Source organism: Leptospira ellinghausenii (genome assembly GCF_003114815.1).
Taxonomy (GTDB): Bacteria; Spirochaetota; Leptospiria; order Leptospirales; family Leptospiraceae; genus Leptospira_A; species Leptospira_A ellinghausenii.
The window spans coordinates 165794-184478 of the sequence record NZ_BFAZ01000008.1 but is presented as its reverse complement, the minus strand read 5'-3'; the positions used below and the strand labels follow the sequence as shown (position 1 = coordinate 184478).

The 18685-nt window shown below is 39.5% G+C and carries 19 protein-coding genes; 10 read left to right on the top strand and 9 right to left on the bottom strand.

The window, feature by feature from the left end:
• Position 1: 1 nt before the first annotated feature.
• From DI076_RS08055 to DI076_RS08035, 5 genes are read right to left on the bottom strand one after another with little or no spacing between them, the layout of a single operon-like run.
• Entirely contained in the window at positions 2-553 is a 552-nt protein-coding gene (locus DI076_RS08055; protein ID WP_108959417.1) for a hypothetical protein, read from the bottom strand.
• On the bottom strand, positions 528-2174 hold the full coding sequence (locus DI076_RS08050) for a vWA domain-containing protein (RefSeq protein WP_108959416.1): 1647 nt from the start codon (positions 2172-2174) through the stop codon (positions 528-530). Before DI076_RS08050 ends, DI076_RS08055 begins: the two co-directional genes overlap by 26 nt.
• Positions 2175-3113 carry a hypothetical protein gene (locus tag DI076_RS08045; RefSeq protein WP_108959415.1) on the bottom strand — a complete coding sequence of 313 codons (939 nt, stop codon included), beginning with the start codon at positions 3111-3113 and terminating at the stop codon, positions 2175-2177.
• The gene (locus DI076_RS08040) at positions 3110-4687 is read right to left on the bottom strand and encodes an AAA family ATPase (RefSeq protein ID WP_108959414.1); all 1578 of its coding nucleotides are present in this window, start codon (positions 4685-4687) and stop codon (positions 3110-3112) included. Before DI076_RS08040 ends, DI076_RS08045 begins: the two co-directional genes overlap by 4 nt.
• Positions 4684-5265 carry a hypothetical protein gene (locus DI076_RS08035; RefSeq protein WP_108959413.1) on the bottom strand — a complete coding sequence of 194 codons (582 nt, stop codon included), beginning with the start codon at positions 5263-5265 and terminating at the stop codon, positions 4684-4686. The genes DI076_RS08040 and DI076_RS08035 overlap by 4 nt, the downstream gene beginning before the upstream one ends.
• Before the next feature lie 73 nt (positions 5266-5338).
• Between DI076_RS08035 and DI076_RS08030 the strand changes: the two genes are divergently transcribed.
• The 6 genes from DI076_RS08030 to DI076_RS08005 all read left to right on the top strand — a co-directional run bounded on the left by DI076_RS08030 (position 5339) and on the right by DI076_RS08005 (position 10824).
• Entirely contained in the window at positions 5339-6253 is a 915-nt protein-coding gene (locus DI076_RS08030) for a TIGR01777 family oxidoreductase (protein ID WP_108959515.1), read from the top strand.
• A 63-nt stretch (positions 6254-6316) separates the two neighbouring features.
• Positions 6317-6721, top strand: a complete 405-nt coding sequence (locus tag DI076_RS08025; RefSeq protein WP_108959412.1) for a c-type cytochrome — start codon at positions 6317-6319, stop codon at positions 6719-6721.
• A 50-nt stretch (positions 6722-6771) separates the two neighbouring features.
• Positions 6772-6993: a hypothetical protein gene (locus DI076_RS08020; RefSeq protein ID WP_108959411.1), complete on the top strand. Its 222-nt coding sequence runs from the start codon at positions 6772-6774 to the stop codon at positions 6991-6993.
• A 42-nt stretch (positions 6994-7035) separates the two neighbouring features.
• On the top strand, positions 7036-7386 hold the full coding sequence (locus tag DI076_RS08015; RefSeq protein WP_165780345.1) for an STAS domain-containing protein: 351 nt from the start codon (positions 7036-7038) through the stop codon (positions 7384-7386).
• Positions 7387-7442: 56 nt separating this feature from the next.
• Positions 7443-8723: a citrate/2-methylcitrate synthase gene (locus tag DI076_RS08010; RefSeq protein WP_100716548.1), complete on the top strand. Its 1281-nt coding sequence runs from the start codon at positions 7443-7445 to the stop codon at positions 8721-8723.
• 37 nt (positions 8724-8760) lie between these two features.
• Positions 8761-10824 carry a SpoIIE family protein phosphatase gene (locus DI076_RS08005; RefSeq protein ID WP_108959514.1) on the top strand — a complete coding sequence of 688 codons (2064 nt, stop codon included), beginning with the start codon at positions 8761-8763 and terminating at the stop codon, positions 10822-10824.
• Positions 10825-10829: 5 nt separating this feature from the next.
• Here DI076_RS08005 and DI076_RS08000 read toward each other — a convergent pair whose 3' ends face one another.
• From DI076_RS08000 to DI076_RS07985, 4 genes are read right to left on the bottom strand one after another with little or no spacing between them, the layout of a single operon-like run.
• Positions 10830-11750: a TPM domain-containing protein gene (locus tag DI076_RS08000; RefSeq protein WP_108959410.1), complete on the bottom strand. Its 921-nt coding sequence runs from the start codon at positions 11748-11750 to the stop codon at positions 10830-10832.
• A complete protein-coding gene (locus DI076_RS07995) occupies positions 11750-12421 on the bottom strand; it encodes a TPM domain-containing protein (RefSeq protein ID WP_245918334.1) in 672 nt (223 codons plus the stop codon). The genes DI076_RS08000 and DI076_RS07995 overlap by 1 nt, the downstream gene beginning before the upstream one ends.
• 39 nt (positions 12422-12460) lie before the next feature.
• Positions 12461-13315 carry a heme o synthase gene (cyoE, locus tag DI076_RS07990; protein WP_108959408.1) on the bottom strand — a complete coding sequence of 285 codons (855 nt, stop codon included), beginning with the start codon at positions 13313-13315 and terminating at the stop codon, positions 12461-12463.
• Entirely contained in the window at positions 13315-14196 is an 882-nt protein-coding gene (locus tag DI076_RS07985) for a COX15/CtaA family protein (protein ID WP_108959407.1), read from the bottom strand. The genes cyoE and DI076_RS07985 overlap by 1 nt, the downstream gene beginning before the upstream one ends.
• A gap of 294 nt (positions 14197-14490) precedes the next feature.
• On the opposite strand from DI076_RS07985, the gene DI076_RS07980 reads away from it, so the two are divergent.
• From DI076_RS07980 to DI076_RS07965, 4 genes are read left to right on the top strand one after another with little or no spacing between them, the layout of a single operon-like run.
• Positions 14491-15327: an SCO family protein gene (locus DI076_RS07980; protein ID WP_108959406.1), complete on the top strand. Its 837-nt coding sequence runs from the start codon at positions 14491-14493 to the stop codon at positions 15325-15327.
• Positions 15328-16290, top strand: a complete 963-nt coding sequence (gene coxB / locus DI076_RS07975; RefSeq protein WP_100721111.1) for a cytochrome c oxidase subunit II — start codon at positions 15328-15330, stop codon at positions 16288-16290.
• A 9-nt stretch (positions 16291-16299) separates the two neighbouring features.
• Positions 16300-17913 (top strand): cytochrome c oxidase subunit I, encoded by a 1614-nt coding sequence (locus tag DI076_RS07970; protein WP_100721109.1) that lies wholly within the window; start codon positions 16300-16302, stop codon positions 17911-17913.
• Positions 17900-18673, top strand: a complete 774-nt coding sequence (locus DI076_RS07965; RefSeq protein ID WP_108959405.1) for a cytochrome c oxidase subunit 3 family protein — start codon at positions 17900-17902, stop codon at positions 18671-18673. Before DI076_RS07970 ends, DI076_RS07965 begins: the two co-directional genes overlap by 14 nt.
• Positions 18674-18685: the final 12 nt, after the last annotated feature.

The window sequence follows — 18685 nt, the reverse complement described above, 5'->3', positions numbered from 1 at the left end:
TTTATTCACGGTTGTACTTAGAAGCTGCTTCTTCCTCTTCTTTTTGTCTGAGTTGCCTTAAAATTTCTTTGGCTCTTTCTTGGGCTTTTTTTGTTTCTTCCAAAATTCGAACTCTCTCTCTGGAATCAATGGAACGATATCGATCCGTAAAGTATTCTTTGGTTTCAGTTGCGGGGAGGAAATGAATCGCATCAAATAAACTTCTGATAAGTTCTTCTGCTCGTTCAGAATCGCTTGTCCAAGTATGATAGTCTGGAATCAGTTCACATAATTTAGGTAAGGTGTTTGAAAGGTAATCGTAAAAAGATTGTAAGGTAAATTCAGGGATTTGTGATTCTTTATCATACAATACATTGGCCAAAATGATGTGAATTGCCTTTAGATTGAGGTTGGTTATGGTATCAAATGATTTTGGGAACGGGAACAACTTCCCTTGGTTCGTACGAGAGAAAAACACATCAAACCATAAAGCATCTAGCGACACTGAAAATAAGTCCACTTGGTGAATGGGAGTGTTGAGTATTTGTTTAATATAATGTCTGATTTCTAACATAATTTTTTTCTACAAAATCTTTGCTAAACTGGAGTAAATCTGTCCAATTTTGAATGGGATAAATGTCCCATCCACTTTGTTCTAATTCTTTTACAACAGGATTATGGTTTGGTTGGTAGAGTTGTAAAACCATAGAACCTCCACCTTGCGCTTGTTCGAGGGCATTCTTAACTATGGTCCTCGGATCCCTTGGGTAGTTTTGCGTAAACATCGTATCAATTCCATCATCGGAGATCACAAGGATATGTCTTTTCCGTTTGGGAGGTTCCTTGTATTCGTCTTCCAAGAGTTCTAAAGGGAAACAAGTCCCCCCTCCGAAATATCCAGTCAGTACTTTTAAGATTTCCTTTTCATTCTGAATGAATCCATCGGTGGTTAAAAATTCCCTTTCCCCTGACCATAAAGTTACTCTCACAGAACTACCTGTTTTCAGTGCAGACAGTGCTATGATAGCACCAGCCAATGTTAAGTAGGATAAATCTTGCTGCGGATTGGGCATCGAACCAGAACAATCAACAAACAAGTCTAAGTCGATTGGGTTAACCATTATTTCATTTGATGAGGTCTCACCATAAACATCTTCCACGGTCGTGTAACCAGGAATGATCACAGGGCTTTTGATCGTAGATTCCAACCAATTGATTTTTTCAATTGGAGAACCTGGCTCCCATAATTCATTTCCTTCCAGGATTTCTTCTTTTGCTCCTGAAGTTCTCCGTTCGGGAAATGGAACAAGGTATGGTAGTGCTTTATCTTTATAATATCTGTAAGTAATTTCTGATATATCAGCATCAATACCCATACTTTTACAAATGCTTGAATAATCAGAAGGGCTAAGTGAATTTTTGGAACCAGTGACTCCTTCTAATGGGAAAAGTTCGGATGAGATTTCGACTTCTGATAAACCAGAAGGTGGACTCATCCCTTTCCCTGCATCAAGTGTGTCTAATAATGATTTTAACTGATTTGATTCAGATTCTTTTTCCCCTTCAAAAAAATATGGGAAACAGATGCTGGCAAAATCAAACATACCTTTTGCCCAATCATTTGGGAAATTTCGAATCATTCGAGAGACTAAAGCAGCATCCGATTGGATTTGATCACTTAACGTCCCTTCGGTGAGAGTTCCGGTGGGAAGTGCCCACAATAACTCATAAGTACGCATATAAAAATTCCAAAATGGATCCTTTTGTTTTCCTAACTTTAGGTATACTTCTTCCATTCTTAAATGATTTTGTCGTTTGAGATGGTCGTTGATAAACAAATCTTCGTAAATATTCACTATCATTGGGGTTAGGTGATTTAGCCTTGGCATGGCTATATTCGAAATATAAACAAGTTTTGCTTGGTCAGCCAAATCACCTGGGCAATACACATGGTGTCCGATTTCATGTCCTAAAATTTCCAAAGCAAAATCTTCAAGATGATAGGATTTGATTTGATTTACAGAAAGTAAAACTCTGTGGTCTTTTAATCGGATGGCAGCAAAGGATGAAGTGAGTCCTTCTGTTTTTTCCTCTTGTTCTGAGAATAAAAATCTTGCAGGTGATAGTTTAACATAATCACTCCAAAGTTTGAGAGCATCTTCCCATTTAGATTCCCAAACCTTAACAAAATCCACTTAGGTTCTCCCCAAATAAAATAAATATAATTGATACGAATGTTTTAACGTATAAAGAGCATAGGATTCCTTTTCAATCGATGATGTGATTGAATTGATATCCAATTTTTGCGCTAGGATTTGTTTCCAAAGATTGGATGTTGGAGAACTTGTGATGGTGGGGGACATTGGAGGTTCAATCGAGTACAAACTGGTTCCAAACTCATCAACAAACAGTTGGTACCAAGATTCCCCCGATGATACCAATACTTTCCCAAGATTTACATAAAGTTTTGGGACAGTTGTGAAAGTGCCACCAAACAAAGTATAACCAGGAATGGAACGAAAGTGAAAATTCCCTTTTGGTGTTTGGTTAGCGATTGATGGAACGAAGGGAGATTGGATCGAAGTCTCATCGATCCCGAGTATCTTTTTACACTCTGTTTTTAAATCATCTCCGAGAAGTGGGAAACAAGACTCAACAACTTCGCGATATTCTGGTTTTCCACTCGCCCAATACAATACAGCCAAAACAATTTTTAATTCTTCCATGGTTTGTACATTTTGAAGGAGTGAAAGGCATCGTTTTAAATATATTTCTTTTTTTTCATCCTCCACTTTTGAGATGGCATTCGAAAGATACGGGATGAATAAATTTGGAATTTGTTTTAAGTTAGGATGGCAATCTTTGATCACTTGGTAATAAAGAGGTTCTGAGTTCCCCAATCGTTGTAGAAACTGTTTTGAAAGGAGCCTAACAAATGTTTCAAAGAGAGATAAAATCACTCCTTCTTCCCACTGCCAAACAAGATTGGAATATAGTGAGTCAAAAAAAAGGACCAAATGATAGGATAAATCTTCCTCTGTAATTTGTGGGTTTAGTTTTCTTGCGGTAAAAATGATTTGGTTACAAACTTCCTTTTCTTTTTTTAAGGTATCCTTCCAAGAAGTGGAGTTCATACATTAGATTCCGCCCACTTTAAATAGTTCGTATACCTTTGGTGTAAATACTTTAGGTTTAATATATCATCAAACATATGTCCGTATAACTTTCGCTGTTTGGATATTGATTCGATTTCTTTTTCAATTTCTACAAGTCTTTGTTTGGTTTCCTTTATCGACAAACCTTCCAATCCCATTTCGAATGTTTCCGAAAGTTTGGCAATTTTATCGTTTTTATCTAAACCAAGTCGTTCGTATTCGCTGAGTGATAAAGTAAATAATTTTCGAATCCAACTCACACGATCACTGCGGTAAATTTGGTTATCTGCTTCTTCAAAAAAAGGTGAGTCTATATTTTGAACTAATTTATCATGCAAAACAAATGGTAATACATGGCTTAGGTCATCGAGTGTTACTTCACGGAGTCCCCTAAAATAAGCGAGTGCCTTTGCATAATTGATACAAGTAAAGATGGCTCGTACACTCAGTCCGTTTTTTGTTTGGGATCCGATGTCTTTGATTTTATCTTTTCCGGTTTCTAAAGAAAACAAACGGCCAAAATCTGAGGCACTTAGTTTTGCAGTGTCCTTGGTTTTGTATTCCAATTGTTCACCTGCATATTCCATAAATTCAAATTGAGAGGCAAAAAATTCCATACGACGGCGAAGACCTGGTGGAAAGTTTACCTGTTTGATTTGTTCCCCTATGTTTTTCATTTCCTCTTCCGAAAAAATGATTTCTTTGGGTACGAGGGATTCTGGTTTATAACCTTCTTCGACCCTTTGGATGAGTTCTTTGATGAAACGTGTATTAAAGTGTGGAGCTTTTACGACTACATCAATCCTATCTTTTAGAGCTTCAATGACTTGGTAAGTACCTCCACCCGCATCATCATTTGCAGTTAAATACCAAGCTGCATCTGGACATTCATAAATTTGGTCATAAATTTCAGCGTAGTTATCCCCCATGATGGTGAGTAAGGCAGATTGGGTCCTTGTTGGAATACGATTGTATTCATCGATGATTTTTACTTGCATCCCAAGCCATTTTCGCCATGCAATTTTGATTTCCTCCATTGATTTGGCTTGCATCATATCACTTGGTAGAGGGTTCCCTAATAAATCTGTAATTGTCATCTGTGGTTGGCCATGTTGTATGGCTCGTTTGATTTCTTTGATCGAATAACCAGCAAGAACACCCATAAGGATTGCTGATGCAGTTTTCCCTCTGCCTGGACCACCAACTAACAAACATTTTCCTTTTACTATCAGTGAGAGTAGAGGAAGTAAAACAAAGCTCGAATAACTTTGTGCAGTTGGGAGTGTGATTGTGGATTTAGAATCACCAATTGAAAACCTTAATGGTGGTGTGTCATTGTATTCAATGTCATAAAACGGATTGATGATGGCAAAATTGGTGATCCAAAAATATGCTTTTCGTAATTTTTCATCCAAATCAAGATTTTGTGTATCCCCCTTTCCCAAAGGGATTGGACCATCTTCAAGAATGTCGGAGATATCGAATTTTTTCTCCTTACCCTTGTTTTGTGGGATTGTTGGGGATGCTGAAAGTTTATTTGGAGAAGAAGTCATAGTTTTTCCTTTAGAGTTACTTCTGCCAAACACCCATTTTGTGACTCAATTTTGAATTCTGGAGTTAGGATGAAAATTTGATTGGGGTAGTCTCTTTCCATTTGGAACTTCGGAAGTTTGTCCAAAGGTATGGAAATTTGCTTTTTCCCTTTTTCTTGGAAAGGATATACAAATACGATTTTATCTTTTGGCATTCGTAATTCTTTATCCACATTGATGCTCTCTCTTAGTAAAAAACGTAATGTGAAAGGGGGAATGGTCTCTCCAGGGCATGCTTCTACATCTAAGGATTGGAATGTTCTAGGTTGGAACACTTCTCCATCCCAAACATGGGAAAGTTTCATTTCCAAGAAAAAATCAAAATCGAGGGGAGAGTTTCGAATCTTTCTCCAAACTGTGGAAGGATTTTTGTCTAATAAAAGCGAAAGACCATTGGAAGCAGTGGCATCCTCAATGCGAAATGGTGGATTTTCTTTGTAGCCTTCTATCTTTTTGTTTGTTCCTGAAATTAGAAAGTAATTTCCAAACAATACAAGTACAATGGCAGAGAATATTGGGATTACGATTACAGGTCTCATAGAAAGAAAAAATGATACTGAATGCGAAAAAGGGCTACTTCTTTTTTTATTTACACCAACTCTTGGAGTCTTTATGAAAATAGGAATTTTAGGTGGAACGGGACTGATTGGAACGTCTTTGATTACCACCGCAATCCAAAATGGCCATCAATTTCGTGTCTTTTCTCGTCAAAAATCCATTCCCAAATCTCTTTCCTCATTCTCTGGCATAGAATTTATAACCTGCCTTCTTCCCCAATCCTCCGATTTGGAGGGACTTGACGCCATCATCAATTTAGTTGGAGAACCGATTGCGGGCGTTAGGTGGACAGAAGAAAGAAAACAATTAATCAGTACATCGAGAATTGAATTCACTCGAGGACTTGTTGCTCGTATCCTAGATCTAAAACAACCACCCAAAGTTTTTTTGAATGCAAGTGCAGTTGGTTATTATGGAATGTCAGAGACAGGACACCCTGCTTACACAGAAAGTTCACCTCCAGGAGATGATTTTTTAGCAAAACTCTGTGTCGAATGGGAAAACCAAACAAACCCTCTGAAAGTGAATGGAATCCGAACGGTATTACTCCGAACAGGGATTGTACTTTCTCCAAAAGGTGGTGCCTTAGAAAAGATGCTCCCACCATTTTTATTAGGAGTGGGAGGTGCGATTGCTTCTGGAAACCAAGGAATGAGTTGGATTCATATTTCCGATTTTATCAATGCAAGCATTCACCTGATGACAAATGAACAAACAAATGGAGCTTATAATTTAGTCTCTCCTCATCCGACAAGTAATGCAGAGTTTTCCAAACAATTGGCAAAAACTTTAAAACGCCCAAATCTTTTTAAGGTACCTAGTTTCGCTATACAAGCGTTATTTGGAGAAGGTAGTGTCGTCGTGACAAAAGGGCAGTATGTAGTGCCTGAACGATTGTTACAATCGGGATATGAGTTTCAGTTTCAAAATTTACAGGAGGCACTCTCAAATCTTTTAGAAAAAAACTGATTTCTTCTTTTCAAAAGATGAGAAGGGTAAGAGACTGGAGCCATCCTTATCTCGGAGTAAGAAATGAACTCAAAAAAAGTATTAGTCTCTCTACTCGCTGTCTCCTTCGCATTTGTGATGGTGGCTTGTGGCGACTCCAAACCAAAAGAAGAAGCACCTGCAGTGCAAGAAACCAGTGCCAGTGCTGATCCTGATTTAGTGAAAGGAGAAGAATTATACCTCCAAAACTGTTCTTCTTGCCACGGTGAAAAAGGGGCTGGTGACGGAGCTGCTGCTGCTGCACTCAATCCAAAACCACGTAACTACAAAGCTCCTGCTGCTGAGTGGAAAAATGGAAACACAATCGCAGGAATCACTAAAACTTTGAAAGAAGGAATCAAAGGATCTCCAATGGTAGCTTACGGCCATTTGGGTGATGACAACATCAAAATCCTTGCAAAATACGTAGAACACCTTTCTAAAAATTAAATTGCCTTATTTCGGTTCCGTTTTTTTGGCGGAACCGAAATCCTTCCTATATGAACCAAATCGTTAAAAAAGCTGACCGACCCACTTGTGATTGTGGAACCACTCGCGAAGATGAAAACGCACGTAAGGTTGTGAAATATTCAACTTGGGGACTGATTGCCATGGGGCTTGTCGGGATATCTGCTACACCAACGGATGTTTACTTTGTTTGCCGTAAATGCAAACAACCCTTCGGTCGATTGACAAAAGAAGAAAGAAAATCGAAATCCTAATTTTTGTTGACCCGCGTTCTTAGTGGAATTCCCTGGAGGCTAATGATGGAAGAGTTTAAGATTCGATTGGGTTTTGAGAATGGTGGTAACCTCCCTGTGATCCACATTTCTGGCGAAATCACATCCGAAGCGGAAGAAGAAATTGTGCAATCTTACGAATCGATTCCACAAGACAAACGCACACGAGTGATCCTCAATTTTTCCGAAACCTCGTACATCAACTCAGCTGGCATCGCCACTCTCATCAGTCTCATCACAAAATCTTCTGAGAACCAAGGTAAAATTGAATTCGCAGGTCTCAACACCCATTTTCGAAAGGTGATGGACATTGTGGGTTTAACGGATTTTGTTCTCATCCACGATTCTCTCAATTCTGCACTCGCCCAAGTGTAAATTCTTCTAGATTCCTAACTTACGTTTGGTAAGATAGGAGGGAGAGAGGTCTTTTCATGAGTGAAGTGGAAATCCACATCAAAGGCAAAACATATAAACTTCCAGTGATCACTGGAACTGATGGAAAAGAAGGTATCGACCTTACTGACTTTTACCGAAAAACAGGGCTTGTCACTGTAGACCCTGGTCTTTTTAATACTGCCCTTGGTTTATCAAAGGTTTCTAGAAGGGATCCCGAAAAAGGGGAACTCACTTACCGTGGTTATGACTTAAAAGAATTAGCATACCAATCTACTTTTGTTGAAACTTCATTTTTATTAATTTATGGAAACCTTCCCACAAAACAAGAGTTAAATGACTTTTCAAGTCGCCTCTCCAAACACTCTATGATCCATGAAGATATGTTAAATCTATTTGATGGATTTCCTGGTGTGGCTAACCCACTTGCTGTTCTATCTGTGATGGTAACTTCTTTATCTAGTTATTACTTAGAAGAATACGAAGAAAAATTAGATATGGGTGTGGATTTGATTGCACGTTTACTTGCTAAAATTCGTACCATTGCTGCTTTTACTTACAAACACGCAGTGGGACATCCATTTGTATATCCACTCGATAAAAATCCATATTGCACAAACTTTTTGTATATGATGCACAAACTCCCAGCAGACAATTATAATGTCCCTGAAGAATTTGATCGCATCCTAAACCAAATGTGGATTCTACATGCAGACCATGAACAAAATGTATCCAATACCGCCGTACAAGTAGTAGGTTCCACACAAGCGAATCTCTTTGCATCTATCTCTGCAGGGATTATGGCACAATGGGGAGCAAGGGAAGGAGGAAGGCCTACTGCTGCGATTGGACTCATCGAAGACATCATCAAAACCAAAACTCCTGTGAAAGATTATTTTGAAAGATTCAAACGTGGAGGACTCACCATCCGTACGAATGGATTTGGACAAAAGGCATATGATGTGGTAAGTCCAAGAGCACAGGTGGCAAGAGAGATCATCAAAGAATTTTACAAAAACCGCAAACTCAGTGCCGTAGAAGACATTGCTTTACAAATTGATGAAGTTGTCTGGAACGATTCTTACTTTATGGAAAATCTTTTGTACCCAAATTTAGAATACTATTCTGGATTGGTGTTCCATACATTGGGAATTCCGAAAAATATGTTTTCTGTCATGCAAGTGATAGGACGGCTTCCCGGTTGGCTTGCGCACTGGAGAGAACAAAGGATGAAAGGAGATTTCTCAAAAGTTCGTCCAAAACAAATATATGTGGGCGAAAACCAAAGAAAGTACATCCCAATCGCCAATCGTCTCTAAAGGAAATCGGGACCAAGTGAAACTTCATCTCCGTTGGATGGGATTCCTTTGGAGTTTGGTACTTTTGTCATGTTCTATGACAGAAGTACCTCCTACCGCTTTGAAAGGCCATCTAACGGCCGATTCCTATTTATCACAATCTCACAAAACAATTCAACTCACTGGGGAGTGGGAATATTACCCAGGGCTTTTATTTTCTCCTTCGGAACTGACAGAACTTAAGTCCATCCGAGAACCCCATTATTTTATAGTGCCTGGAGTTTGGACAAAGTCATTTCTCGACAGAGGATTTTTAGCAGGAGATGGGTATGCTACATTTCAATTGGAAATGGTTCATGGCCTAAAAGGAATTCCATTGTCCATTAAGGTTCCTGAAATGGAATCCGCTTATACATTGTTTGTTGATGGTGAACGACTATCATCTAATGGATTTGTTTCTACATCTTACCAAACGGGCATACCCGAATACAGACCCCAAATCATTGACTTTATACCGAAAGATAACCAAACTTCCTTTTTAATCCAAATTTCGAATTACCATCATAGAAAAGGTGGTCCAGCCCAAGTCATCACATTGGGTAGAACTTCAGACATACACAAACAATACGAATTTGAAATCCTTAGAGATATGTTACTCGTCGGAAGCATCCTATTTATGGGCTTGTATCATATTTTCCTATATTGGAATCGCAAAAAAGATCCATTTACCTATTGGTTTGCTCTCACTTGTATCCTTGTTGCCTTACGTGTTTTCATCACTGGAAACAAATACCTAGTCCAAGTATATCCAAACCTTCCTTGGGAAATTCACTTAAAACTAAGTTACTTAAGCTTTTTCTTTATCACACCCATATTTGCAAAGTATGTTTATTTATTATTTAAACCATATTTTTCAAGAAGGGTATATGAACTTTTGAAATATGTAGGGTTTGCTTTTTGTTTCATCGTGCTTGTTACACGTTCTTCGTTTTACACGTATTTAATGGTACCATTTCAGATATTTACTTTATTTGGAGCATTGTATACTGTTTTAGTTCTAACAAGGGCAATACGAGATTCTTTACCAGGGTCCGTTATATTTCTATTTAGCTTTTTGGTTTTTGTGGCTAGTTTTGTAAACGATATACTAGTAAACAATCTCATCATTAATTCCCCTCTCACAATCCACTTCGGGATTTTTATGATGTTTTTCGTACAATCGATTTATATTGCGCGAAATTTTTCAAAGGGATTTGTAGATGCAGAAAACCTTGCTATTGAATTATCTGAAAAAAACCAAACACTTCAAAAAGTACAAAATCAAATCACGATTTTAAATGAACGTTTAGAAACAAGAGTCAAAGACAAAACCATCGAATTACAAAGCAAGTTGGACCAAATCACAAAGGATATGAAACTTGCAAAGTCCATCATCCAAAGTGTTACAAAAGTTCCTGATATGGATCCATACATCAAGGTGGACATTTTGTACAAACCAACGGCTGATGTAGGTGGAGATATTTTCTTTGTCAAAAGAATTCAAGATTTTTATTATCGATTCTTTTTGGGAGATGCAACGGGACATGGATTACAAGCTGCATTGTATTCTATGATGATCCAATCTGAGTTTGAAAGGGTTTCCGCTGTTGCGATGCGTCCAAACGATCTTTTGTTTTATATGAACCAACATTTTTATGATAAAAATGCAGATTTACAAATTTATTTTCCTGCTCTTGTTATGGATTTTGATTTTCACCAGAGTATCCTCCGTTATGCGGGAGGTGGTGTACAAAACCAAATCATCCTTAGAAAAAATGCAGATCCCATTATTCTGGAAAATACAGGTCCAATCATTGGTATTTTAGAACACTACAGATACGGAATTTTTGAAACAAAGGTGGAATCGGGAGATCGAATTTTTTTGTTTACCGACGGCTTGTTTGAAGAATTAAACGAAGCAGATGGTATGGAAGCATGGGATGATTTATTGTCCGTAATCCAAAGTACGAGTGACTTACCTTTCCAGGAAGTCATCTCGTCCATTCAGACTATGTTGTATCAGAAAATGAATAAATCGAGTTGGAAAGATGATTCCACTCTGATTTTGATTGAAATCACCTAATTAAATTACCAGTCTCCGGAAGAACCACCACCTGCGGAATCTCCACCTCCACCAGACCAACTATCACTCGAATCACTCGAAGACCAGGAATCCCCACCAGAAGACCAACCTCCGTAATAACCACCCCCGTCGGATCCGCCTCCACCTTGGTTGAATCCAAGTTTGCGCCTGATGAACATCACTAGGATAAATAAAACAATGGCTGCTATGAGTCCGAATGTACTTCCAAGGAATAATAGGAAAAAGGGTAACATCACGAATAATCCGATGATGGTGAAGATCACTCCACCAAAGGATGGGATGAAAATGGAAATGAAAGTAAAAATTCCTCCGACTATACCTGATGGAATCACATCAGCAGTGGATTGCCTTCCTGAAGTTTGAACATCATCCTCACTAGGTGCATACTCCCCGCGTATGGCGGCCATAATTGCGTTTACTCCAGCGGTAACTCCACCATCCATATCACCTGATTTAAAACTAGGACGAAGTTCATTTCGGATGATTTGTTTTGCCTGTAAGTCTGTGAGCGCACCTTCAAGTCCTCGGCCAACTGCAATTCTCATTTTGCGTTCGTTAGGTGCAATTATCAGGAGAACTCCATTGTTTTTCGATTGTTGGCCTAATTTCCATTCGTCGAAAATTTCATTGGCAACTTCTTCGATGGTTTCATCGTGAAGGCTCGGAGTTGTGTATACTGCGATTTGGTTACTTGTCTCTGCTTCAAATTGTTTTAAATTTGATTCCAATTGGTCGACAGTGGCTTGTGATAAAATGCCAGCATGGTCCATTACCCTTCTTTCCAGTTTAGGAACTGGGTAACTGAAGATAACCACTGGGAAAGAACACAACAATACAAAACTAAAAATACGAAATCGATTCAACCTTTGGGAATTTGAGTATACATTTTGTGTTTTGGATTCCATCACATCAAATTCCCACCGTCACGAATTTCATTGGAGATTTCGTTTTTATCATCTTTTTCGATTTTGATATTGTATTTTTTAAGTAAATCGCCACAGAAGAGAATGCTAGATACGATTCCTTCTTTCTTTTTTCCCGTTTTCATTCCTTCGATGATGAGCCTAACCGCTTCATTCCATTCCGATTTTGGAACAACTCTTGCGATTTCTTTATCAGGATACACACGTACAAAATGTTCGAAAAGGGAAATATAAATGAGAATTCCAGTGCGATTTTTGGTTCGAAAAACCTCTTCCTCCAAGAATGCTTCCTTAGTCCTTAACTCAACGAAGTATTGTTTCGAATTTTTGGGAACAAGTAGGAATCGAAGTTTTGGGAAAAATGTGAAAACGCCAAGCCCAATGATGGCTCCTACCCAAACGGAAAGAATCGCAAACATGGATTCGTTTTCCCATACCAGGCCATAAACATTTTGAGCAGTATAAAAACTAATTCCTGTTATGCCACCAGTTAAAAAAGCACCAAACCATGACCACTCTTTGTAGTGATGGGAGGATTCAGCAAAAAATGGAACAATTTCGGCAGATGTTTTTGATTCTGCTTCGCCAACAGCAGCTTTGATTTCATCTAAATCTGATTTTGAGAAATAACGCGCAAGTACACTCATGGGCATAAGGAAAACAGAATTCCCTGCCCAAATCAATCAAAAAACCTAAATTTTAGAATCGATTACGATAACAATGCTCACCAGAAATAAGTGTAAAATACTAAAAAAGAAAAAACGTTTGGCAAGGCCTTTGTCCATGGATTGTTTCAATCGGAAAGCAAATGTAAGGATGAGAATTGTAAGTACAATAGCAGACAATAAAAACAAATACCCCATTCGATCATCGACAAAATAAAATCCAATGACGGAAACCGAGTAGGCGATGGCATAGAGAAAAATTTGGTTCACAGTCTTTTGAATCCCAGAAACGACAGGCATCATAGGAATGCCCGCAAATTCATAATCATCTTTGAGAAAAATGGCAAGGGCCCAAAAATGAGCAGGGGTCCAAAGGAAAATCATAAGGAACATGATCCAAGCTTGGATGGGCAGTGCATTCGCCATCGCTGCATATCCGATGAGTGGTCCAATACAACCTGAGATCCCACCAATCACAATATTTTGTTCTGTTCTTGGTTTTAACCAAATTGTATATAAAAACACATACAATAATAATGCTGAAAGTGCACAAACAGCTGTTAGGAGGTTAACGAAATAAGTTAAGATCACAAAGGCGACGATAGCAACAAAAATCCCGAGTAATAATGCATTAGTGGGTGAAATTTCACCAGCTGGGATTGGTCTTTGTTTCGTTCTATACATGATTGCATCTCTTTCTCTCTCAATGTATTGATTGAGAATAAAAGAAGCAGAACTCATCAAGTAGGTCCCAAATAGAGTAATTAGAATGGCACTAAATCTAGGGTATCCCGTTGTTCCGAGATACATTCCTGGTAGTACTGTGGCCAGTACAAGCACCGTTACTCTCGGTTTTGTCAGTTGGTTCCACAAACGGAACATCAAAGGGCCTCTTCTTTATAGGTTCTAAAATGATAAAAAGAGGCGATGAAACAGCATAAAAAGACAAGCACTCCATTGAGAGTATGGAGGCCAGTGATCAATTTTGGCAAATGATACAACACATTCATTGCACCTAAAAAGATTTGGATCGAAACTAAATAAGCCGCTAGTTTTAAGAACTGTTTCACTTTTGGGTTTTCTAACGTGAGGATAACATACGCAGATAAAGAAAGCACAAGTAATGCAGTTAAATAACCAAAAAGACGATGTTCCATATGGAATCTGATCGTTCCTACCATTTGCGGGAACCATTCTCCGTGGCATGTAGGAAAATCTGGACAAGCTAAACCTGCGTAATGAGAACTTACTTTTCCACCTAAAAATAATTGGTACAACACAACAATGAGTACAATCGCAAAATAGTATTTCCCACTTTTGTTTGTATCAAAGGTTGAATTGTTTGCTTCTGGAATCAACAAACGTATCGTTAGACAAGATGATAACAAAAGGACTGCATTGAGTAAGTGCAAGTTAACAGTTGTTGGGTGAAGAAGCTTTGTGACGGTTAATCCACCAAGAATGACTTGTGAAATGAGAAACAGGAGTGAGAGTGCTGCTGGAATTCCCAACGGTTTTCTTGTTTCTGGATTTTTTAGAATCCATACAAACCCAATCCCAACGAGGATTCCTAAGATCCCTGAATAATACCGATGCCCTACTTCCATAAAAATCTGGAATGTAAACTCTGGGACAAATTTCCCATGGCATAAAGGCCAATCAGGGCATGCGAGTCCAGAATCTGTAGCCCGAACAAGGGGGCCATAGAGTAAATTGAGAAGGATCATTGCGGAAAGGATGGTGTAAAAACGTTTGAGTGTCATACGTCTATCTGTTTCCTCCAGGTTTTGTGATTCAAGTTTGGGGAAAATAAAATTAATCTTGCATCTTTTAAAAATTGTTGGATAAAAAGAGCAGTTTTTCGTATAGACTATATCAGGTAAGATTATGCAAAACAAAGACCTTTACAACAAGGGTGGCTATTGGACTTTCCTTGTCACACTCGTACTCAACATTCTATTCTTCGTATACATTTCCTTCATTCATCCGGGAACGCCGGAGAACCCAGGAATGTCGAACCCTAGCTCTCAATCCAAATAGGGTAACAGCCAAATTACGTGAACATCCGTCTTCTCATTTGTATCTGTATTCTCGTTTCCTTTGGGTCTGTGTCTGCCTATGACCCTCACTCAAACTTAACAAGGGAAAACAAACTTCCTAAAGAATTAGAAAACATTGGATTTTCGGATGTTACGGGCAAAACCCTCAAACTAGACATTCCCTTTCGTGATGAACAAGGAAAAGAAGTTCTTTTTTCCGACTTTCTCTCACAAGGGAAACCTGTCCTTCTCTCTCCAGTTTACTTCAAATGCCCCACTTTATGTAACTTCCACCTCAATGGTGTGTTCAAAAGTTTAAAGGACCTCGATTGGACTTTGGGAAAAGAATACCAATACATTGCGGTATCCATTGACCCGAAGGAAAATGAAGCGGTTTCGTTTCCCAAAAAAGGTGCTTATTTGAAGGATTACGACAGAGTAGGAGCAGAAACTGGCCTCCACTTACTCACGGGCACACAGGAATCTATTGATGCACTCACAAAACAATTGGATTTCCGATACGCGTGGGATGCAGAAGCAAAACAATACATCCATGCCAGTGGTGTGTATGTTTTGACTCCTGATGGGAGAGTGTCTCGTATCTTCCAAGGCATCCAACTTGAACCTAGGGATTTAAAATTTGCCTTTGTTGAGGCATCTTCTGGTAAGATTGGGAGTTTTGTAGATAAGTTTGCTTTATTTTGCTTTCAATTTGATCCTAGAAAAAATAAATATACGATATACGCATACAGGATGATGCAATTCGGGGGGGCGGTCACCTTACTCCTTCTCGGTGCGTTTTTATACATAAACTGGCGAAAAATAACAAATAACAACCGTCAAGGAGTCACATAGATGTCTTGGAGCAGTCTCATTCCAGCGACCTCGTTCATGCCTATCCAGGCCACTGAAATCGCAAAAGAAGTCGATCTTCTCTATGCGTTTCTGATCATTGCAAGCCTTGTTTCGTTTGTCATCTTGATTGGTGGAATGACATGGTTCCTCATCAAGTTCAAACGTACAAGCTTAGACCAGAAATCAGCATACATTACTCACAATAATTTTGCAGAGTTTCTTTGGTCTTTTATCCCTCTCGTCATCATGATGGGAATTTTCTACTGGGGGATGGTGATTTTCGAAAAATTGAGAACCCCACCAGAAGACATTGCGGCCGAGATTCATGTGACTGCAGAGCAGTGGGCATGGACTTACCGTTATGCGAATGGAAAAGAGTTCTACAGCTCTGGAAACGATCCAATGATTGTTCCTGCAGGTAAAGCAACGAAACTCATCCTCACGTCAAAAGATGTGATCCATAGTTTTTATGTGCCAGCATTCCGAACCAAACAAGATGCGGTTCCAGGAAAACTCACACAACTTTGGTTTGAACCAAAACAACCAGGGGAATACATCGTTTTCTGTACAGAATACTGTGGAACCAAACACTCCGGTATGATGATCAAAATCAAAGCCATTCCTTCTGAAGAATATGCTGCATGGTACCACGCTGAGAAAAAAGGCGCTGACACTCCTGCAGATCTCGGTAAGGTTTTGTTTGCACAAAAAGCATGTGCTTCTTGCCATTCCCTTGACGGATCTAGAATTGTCGGACCAACGATGAAAGGTCTTTTTGGTTCCAACAGAAAGTTTGCTGATGGAAGCCAAACAAAGGCTGATGAAAATTACCTTCGTGAATCCATCCTGGTATCATCTGCAAAGATCGTAGAAGGGTATCCACCTGCGATGCCGGTATTCCAAGGCCAATTGTCTGATGCAGACGTTGCCAACTTAATTGAATATATCAAATCCATTAAATAAGGAAGAGAGATGAGTTCAGCACATACAAAAACCGAACATGGTCACACTGACCATAATTACCTGAACCACGGATCTGGAATCTGGTCTTGGATGACCACTCTAGACCACAAACGCATTGGACTGATGTACTTTGCAACGGTTGCTACCCTATTCTTAATTGGTGGTTTCTTTGCATTGGGAATTCGTCTGCACTTAGCAAAGTTTGGTGCAGAACCACTTTTGTCTCCAGATACTTATAACAAGTTCATGACCTTCCATGGTGCCATTATGGTATTTATGGTGATCATTCCTGGAATTCCAGCTTTCCTTGGAAACTTTGTCCTCCCGATCCAATTAGGTGCGAAAGACGTTGCTTTCCCTAGGCTCAACCTTGCGTCCTACTACATTTTCATTGCAGGAGCGGCACTAGCAGCTTCTTCCATGATCTTCAACCAAGTGGATACAGGATGGACATTTTACACCCCATACTCGACTGCAAAAACATCCAACGGTGTGATTTTGTTAGTTATGGGAGCGTTTACAATGGGATTTTCTTCCATCTTGACTGGATTAAACTTCATTGTAACCACTCATAAACTCCGAGCACCAGGGATGACCATGGACCGCATCCCACTCATGATTTGGGCTTTGTATTCCACTTCCATCATCCAAATCCTGGCAACACCAATCCTTGCGATCACTCTTCTCCTCATTGGAGCTGAGAAAACTCTTGGAGTGGGAATTTTTGATCCAGATCTTGGTGGAGACCCAGTTCTTTTCCAACACTTCTTCTGGTTTTACTCCCACCCTGCGGTGTACATCATGATCCTACCTGCGATGGGTGTGATTTCTGAACTCATCACTGCGTTCTCCAAAAAAACAATTTTTGGTTACCGAGCGATTGCTTATTCATCAGTAGCCATTGCAGCAGTATCCTTCCTTGTTTGGGGACACCATATGTTTGTGTCTGGTCAGTCAACACTTGCTGGTATCATTTTCTCCATCATCACTATGTTTGTTGGAGTTCCAACTGCCATCAAACTCTTCAACTGGATTTCTACAATGTATCGCGGAACAGTGACTTTCGAAGCGCCAATGCTCTTCGCTCTTGGTTTCATGTTTCTCTTTACGATTGGTGGATTGACAGGAGTCTTCCTTGCTTCCACAGGTATGGACGTTCACTTCCATGACACTTACTTCGTTGTGGCTCACTTCCACTACGTGATGGTAGGGGGAACTCTTATGGCTCTTATGGGTGGTATTTTTTACTGGTTCCCTAAGATGTTTGGAAGGATGACTTCTGACCTTGGTGGACGAATCTCTTGGGTTCTTATCTTCACTGGGTTTAACGTAACTTTTTTCCCACAATTCGTACTAGGGGCTATGGGAATGCCAAGACGTTACTTTGACTACCTTCCAGAATATACAAACCTGAACCAAATCTCTACCGTGGGATCTTGGTTGATAGGTCTTGGATTTTTGGTAGGTCTCATTACCATCATTCATGGAATTTTCAAAGGAGAAAAAGCGTCTGATAACCCTTGGGGTGCAAAAACACTCGAATGGCAAACGTCTTCTCCTCCTCCACACGAAAACTTTACTACAACTCCAACAGTAACTGCAGGGCCATATGACTTCCGTTAGTTCTTCAAGTGAATTTCATCACCAACACCATTTTAAGAGTGCAGACCACCAATATGCCTCTTCCAAACAAGGAATTTGGTTATTCCTTTGCACAGAGATCCTTATGTTTGGTGGCCTATTCGTAGGTTACCTTATCTACCATTCTTTGTATCCTACCGTTTTTAAAAACGGTTCCGAAACACTAGATTGGAAAATGGGTGCCGTTAACACAGTTGTGTTACTTGTGAGTTCGTTCACAATGGCTGCTGCCATTAATTATGTGCAACGTGGTCTTCATAAAATTGCTGCCATCATGCTTGCGTTAACAATCGCATGCGCAGCAGCATTTATGGTCATTAAATACTTCGAATATAGCCATAAGTTCCATGTTGGAACTGTCCCCGGCAAATTTTCGTTAGTTGACCCTTCTTGTGCAGCAGGTGGAAAACGAGCAACTTGTGAATCTAAAATTTCCGCTCTCCTCAAAAACCCGGCTGAACTCGAAAAAAACCATGTAAGTGCGGAAGAAGTCACTCGCTTAAAAGCTGTGATCTCCCAACCAAAATGGGAAATGTTCTACGGTTTTTACTTTGTGATGACTGGTCTTCACGGGATCCACGTAGTAGCGGGAGCTCTTCTGATCTTCTGGATTTTCATCAAAACTCTAAGAAGAAAAGTTGGACCTGAATATTACACTCCTGTTGAAGGTGTAGGTCTATTTTGGCACGTCGTGGACTTGGTATGGATTTACCTCTTCCCACTTCTATACTTGGTAGGATAAAAGGGATTATAA

Excerpts from the sequence above, each read along its gene's own strand:
- DI076_RS07985 (WP_108959407.1), bottom strand. The coding sequence starts at position 14,196 with ATGACACTCAAACGTTTTTACACCATCCTTTCCGCAATGATCCTTCTC.
- DI076_RS08030 (WP_108959515.1), top strand. The coding sequence starts at position 5,339 with ATGAAAATAGGAATTTTAGGTGGAACGGGACTGATTGGAACGTCTTTG.
- DI076_RS07995 (WP_245918334.1), bottom strand. The coding sequence starts at position 12,421 with ATGCCCATGAGTGTACTTGCGCGTTATTTCTCAAAATCAGATTTAGAT.
- DI076_RS08035 (WP_108959413.1), bottom strand. The coding sequence starts at position 5,265 with ATGAGACCTGTAATCGTAATCCCAATATTCTCTGCCATTGTACTTGTA.
- DI076_RS08020 (WP_108959411.1), top strand. The coding sequence starts at position 6,772 with ATGAACCAAATCGTTAAAAAAGCTGACCGACCCACTTGTGATTGTGGA.
- cyoE (WP_108959408.1), bottom strand. The coding sequence starts at position 13,315 with ATGTTCCGTTTGTGGAACCAACTGACAAAACCGAGAGTAACGGTGCTT.
- coxB (WP_100721111.1), top strand. The coding sequence starts at position 15,328 with ATGTCTTGGAGCAGTCTCATTCCAGCGACCTCGTTCATGCCTATCCAG.
- DI076_RS07965 (WP_108959405.1), top strand. The coding sequence starts at position 17,900 with ATGACTTCCGTTAGTTCTTCAAGTGAATTTCATCACCAACACCATTTT.
- DI076_RS07970 (WP_100721109.1), top strand. The coding sequence starts at position 16,300 with ATGAGTTCAGCACATACAAAAACCGAACATGGTCACACTGACCATAAT.
- DI076_RS08010 (WP_100716548.1), top strand. The coding sequence starts at position 7,443 with ATGAGTGAAGTGGAAATCCACATCAAAGGCAAAACATATAAACTTCCA.
- DI076_RS08045 (WP_108959415.1), bottom strand. The coding sequence starts at position 3,113 with ATGAACTCCACTTCTTGGAAGGATACCTTAAAAAAAGAAAAGGAAGTT.
- DI076_RS08025 (WP_108959412.1), top strand. The coding sequence starts at position 6,317 with ATGAACTCAAAAAAAGTATTAGTCTCTCTACTCGCTGTCTCCTTCGCA.
- DI076_RS08005 (WP_108959514.1), top strand. The coding sequence starts at position 8,761 with ATGGGATTCCTTTGGAGTTTGGTACTTTTGTCATGTTCTATGACAGAA.
- DI076_RS08055 (WP_108959417.1), bottom strand. The coding sequence starts at position 553 with ATGTTAGAAATCAGACATTATATTAAACAAATACTCAACACTCCCATT.
- DI076_RS08015 (WP_165780345.1), top strand. The coding sequence starts at position 7,036 with ATGATGGAAGAGTTTAAGATTCGATTGGGTTTTGAGAATGGTGGTAAC.
- DI076_RS08040 (WP_108959414.1), bottom strand. The coding sequence starts at position 4,687 with ATGACTTCTTCTCCAAATAAACTTTCAGCATCCCCAACAATCCCACAA.
- DI076_RS08000 (WP_108959410.1), bottom strand. The coding sequence starts at position 11,750 with ATGGAATCCAAAACACAAAATGTATACTCAAATTCCCAAAGGTTGAAT.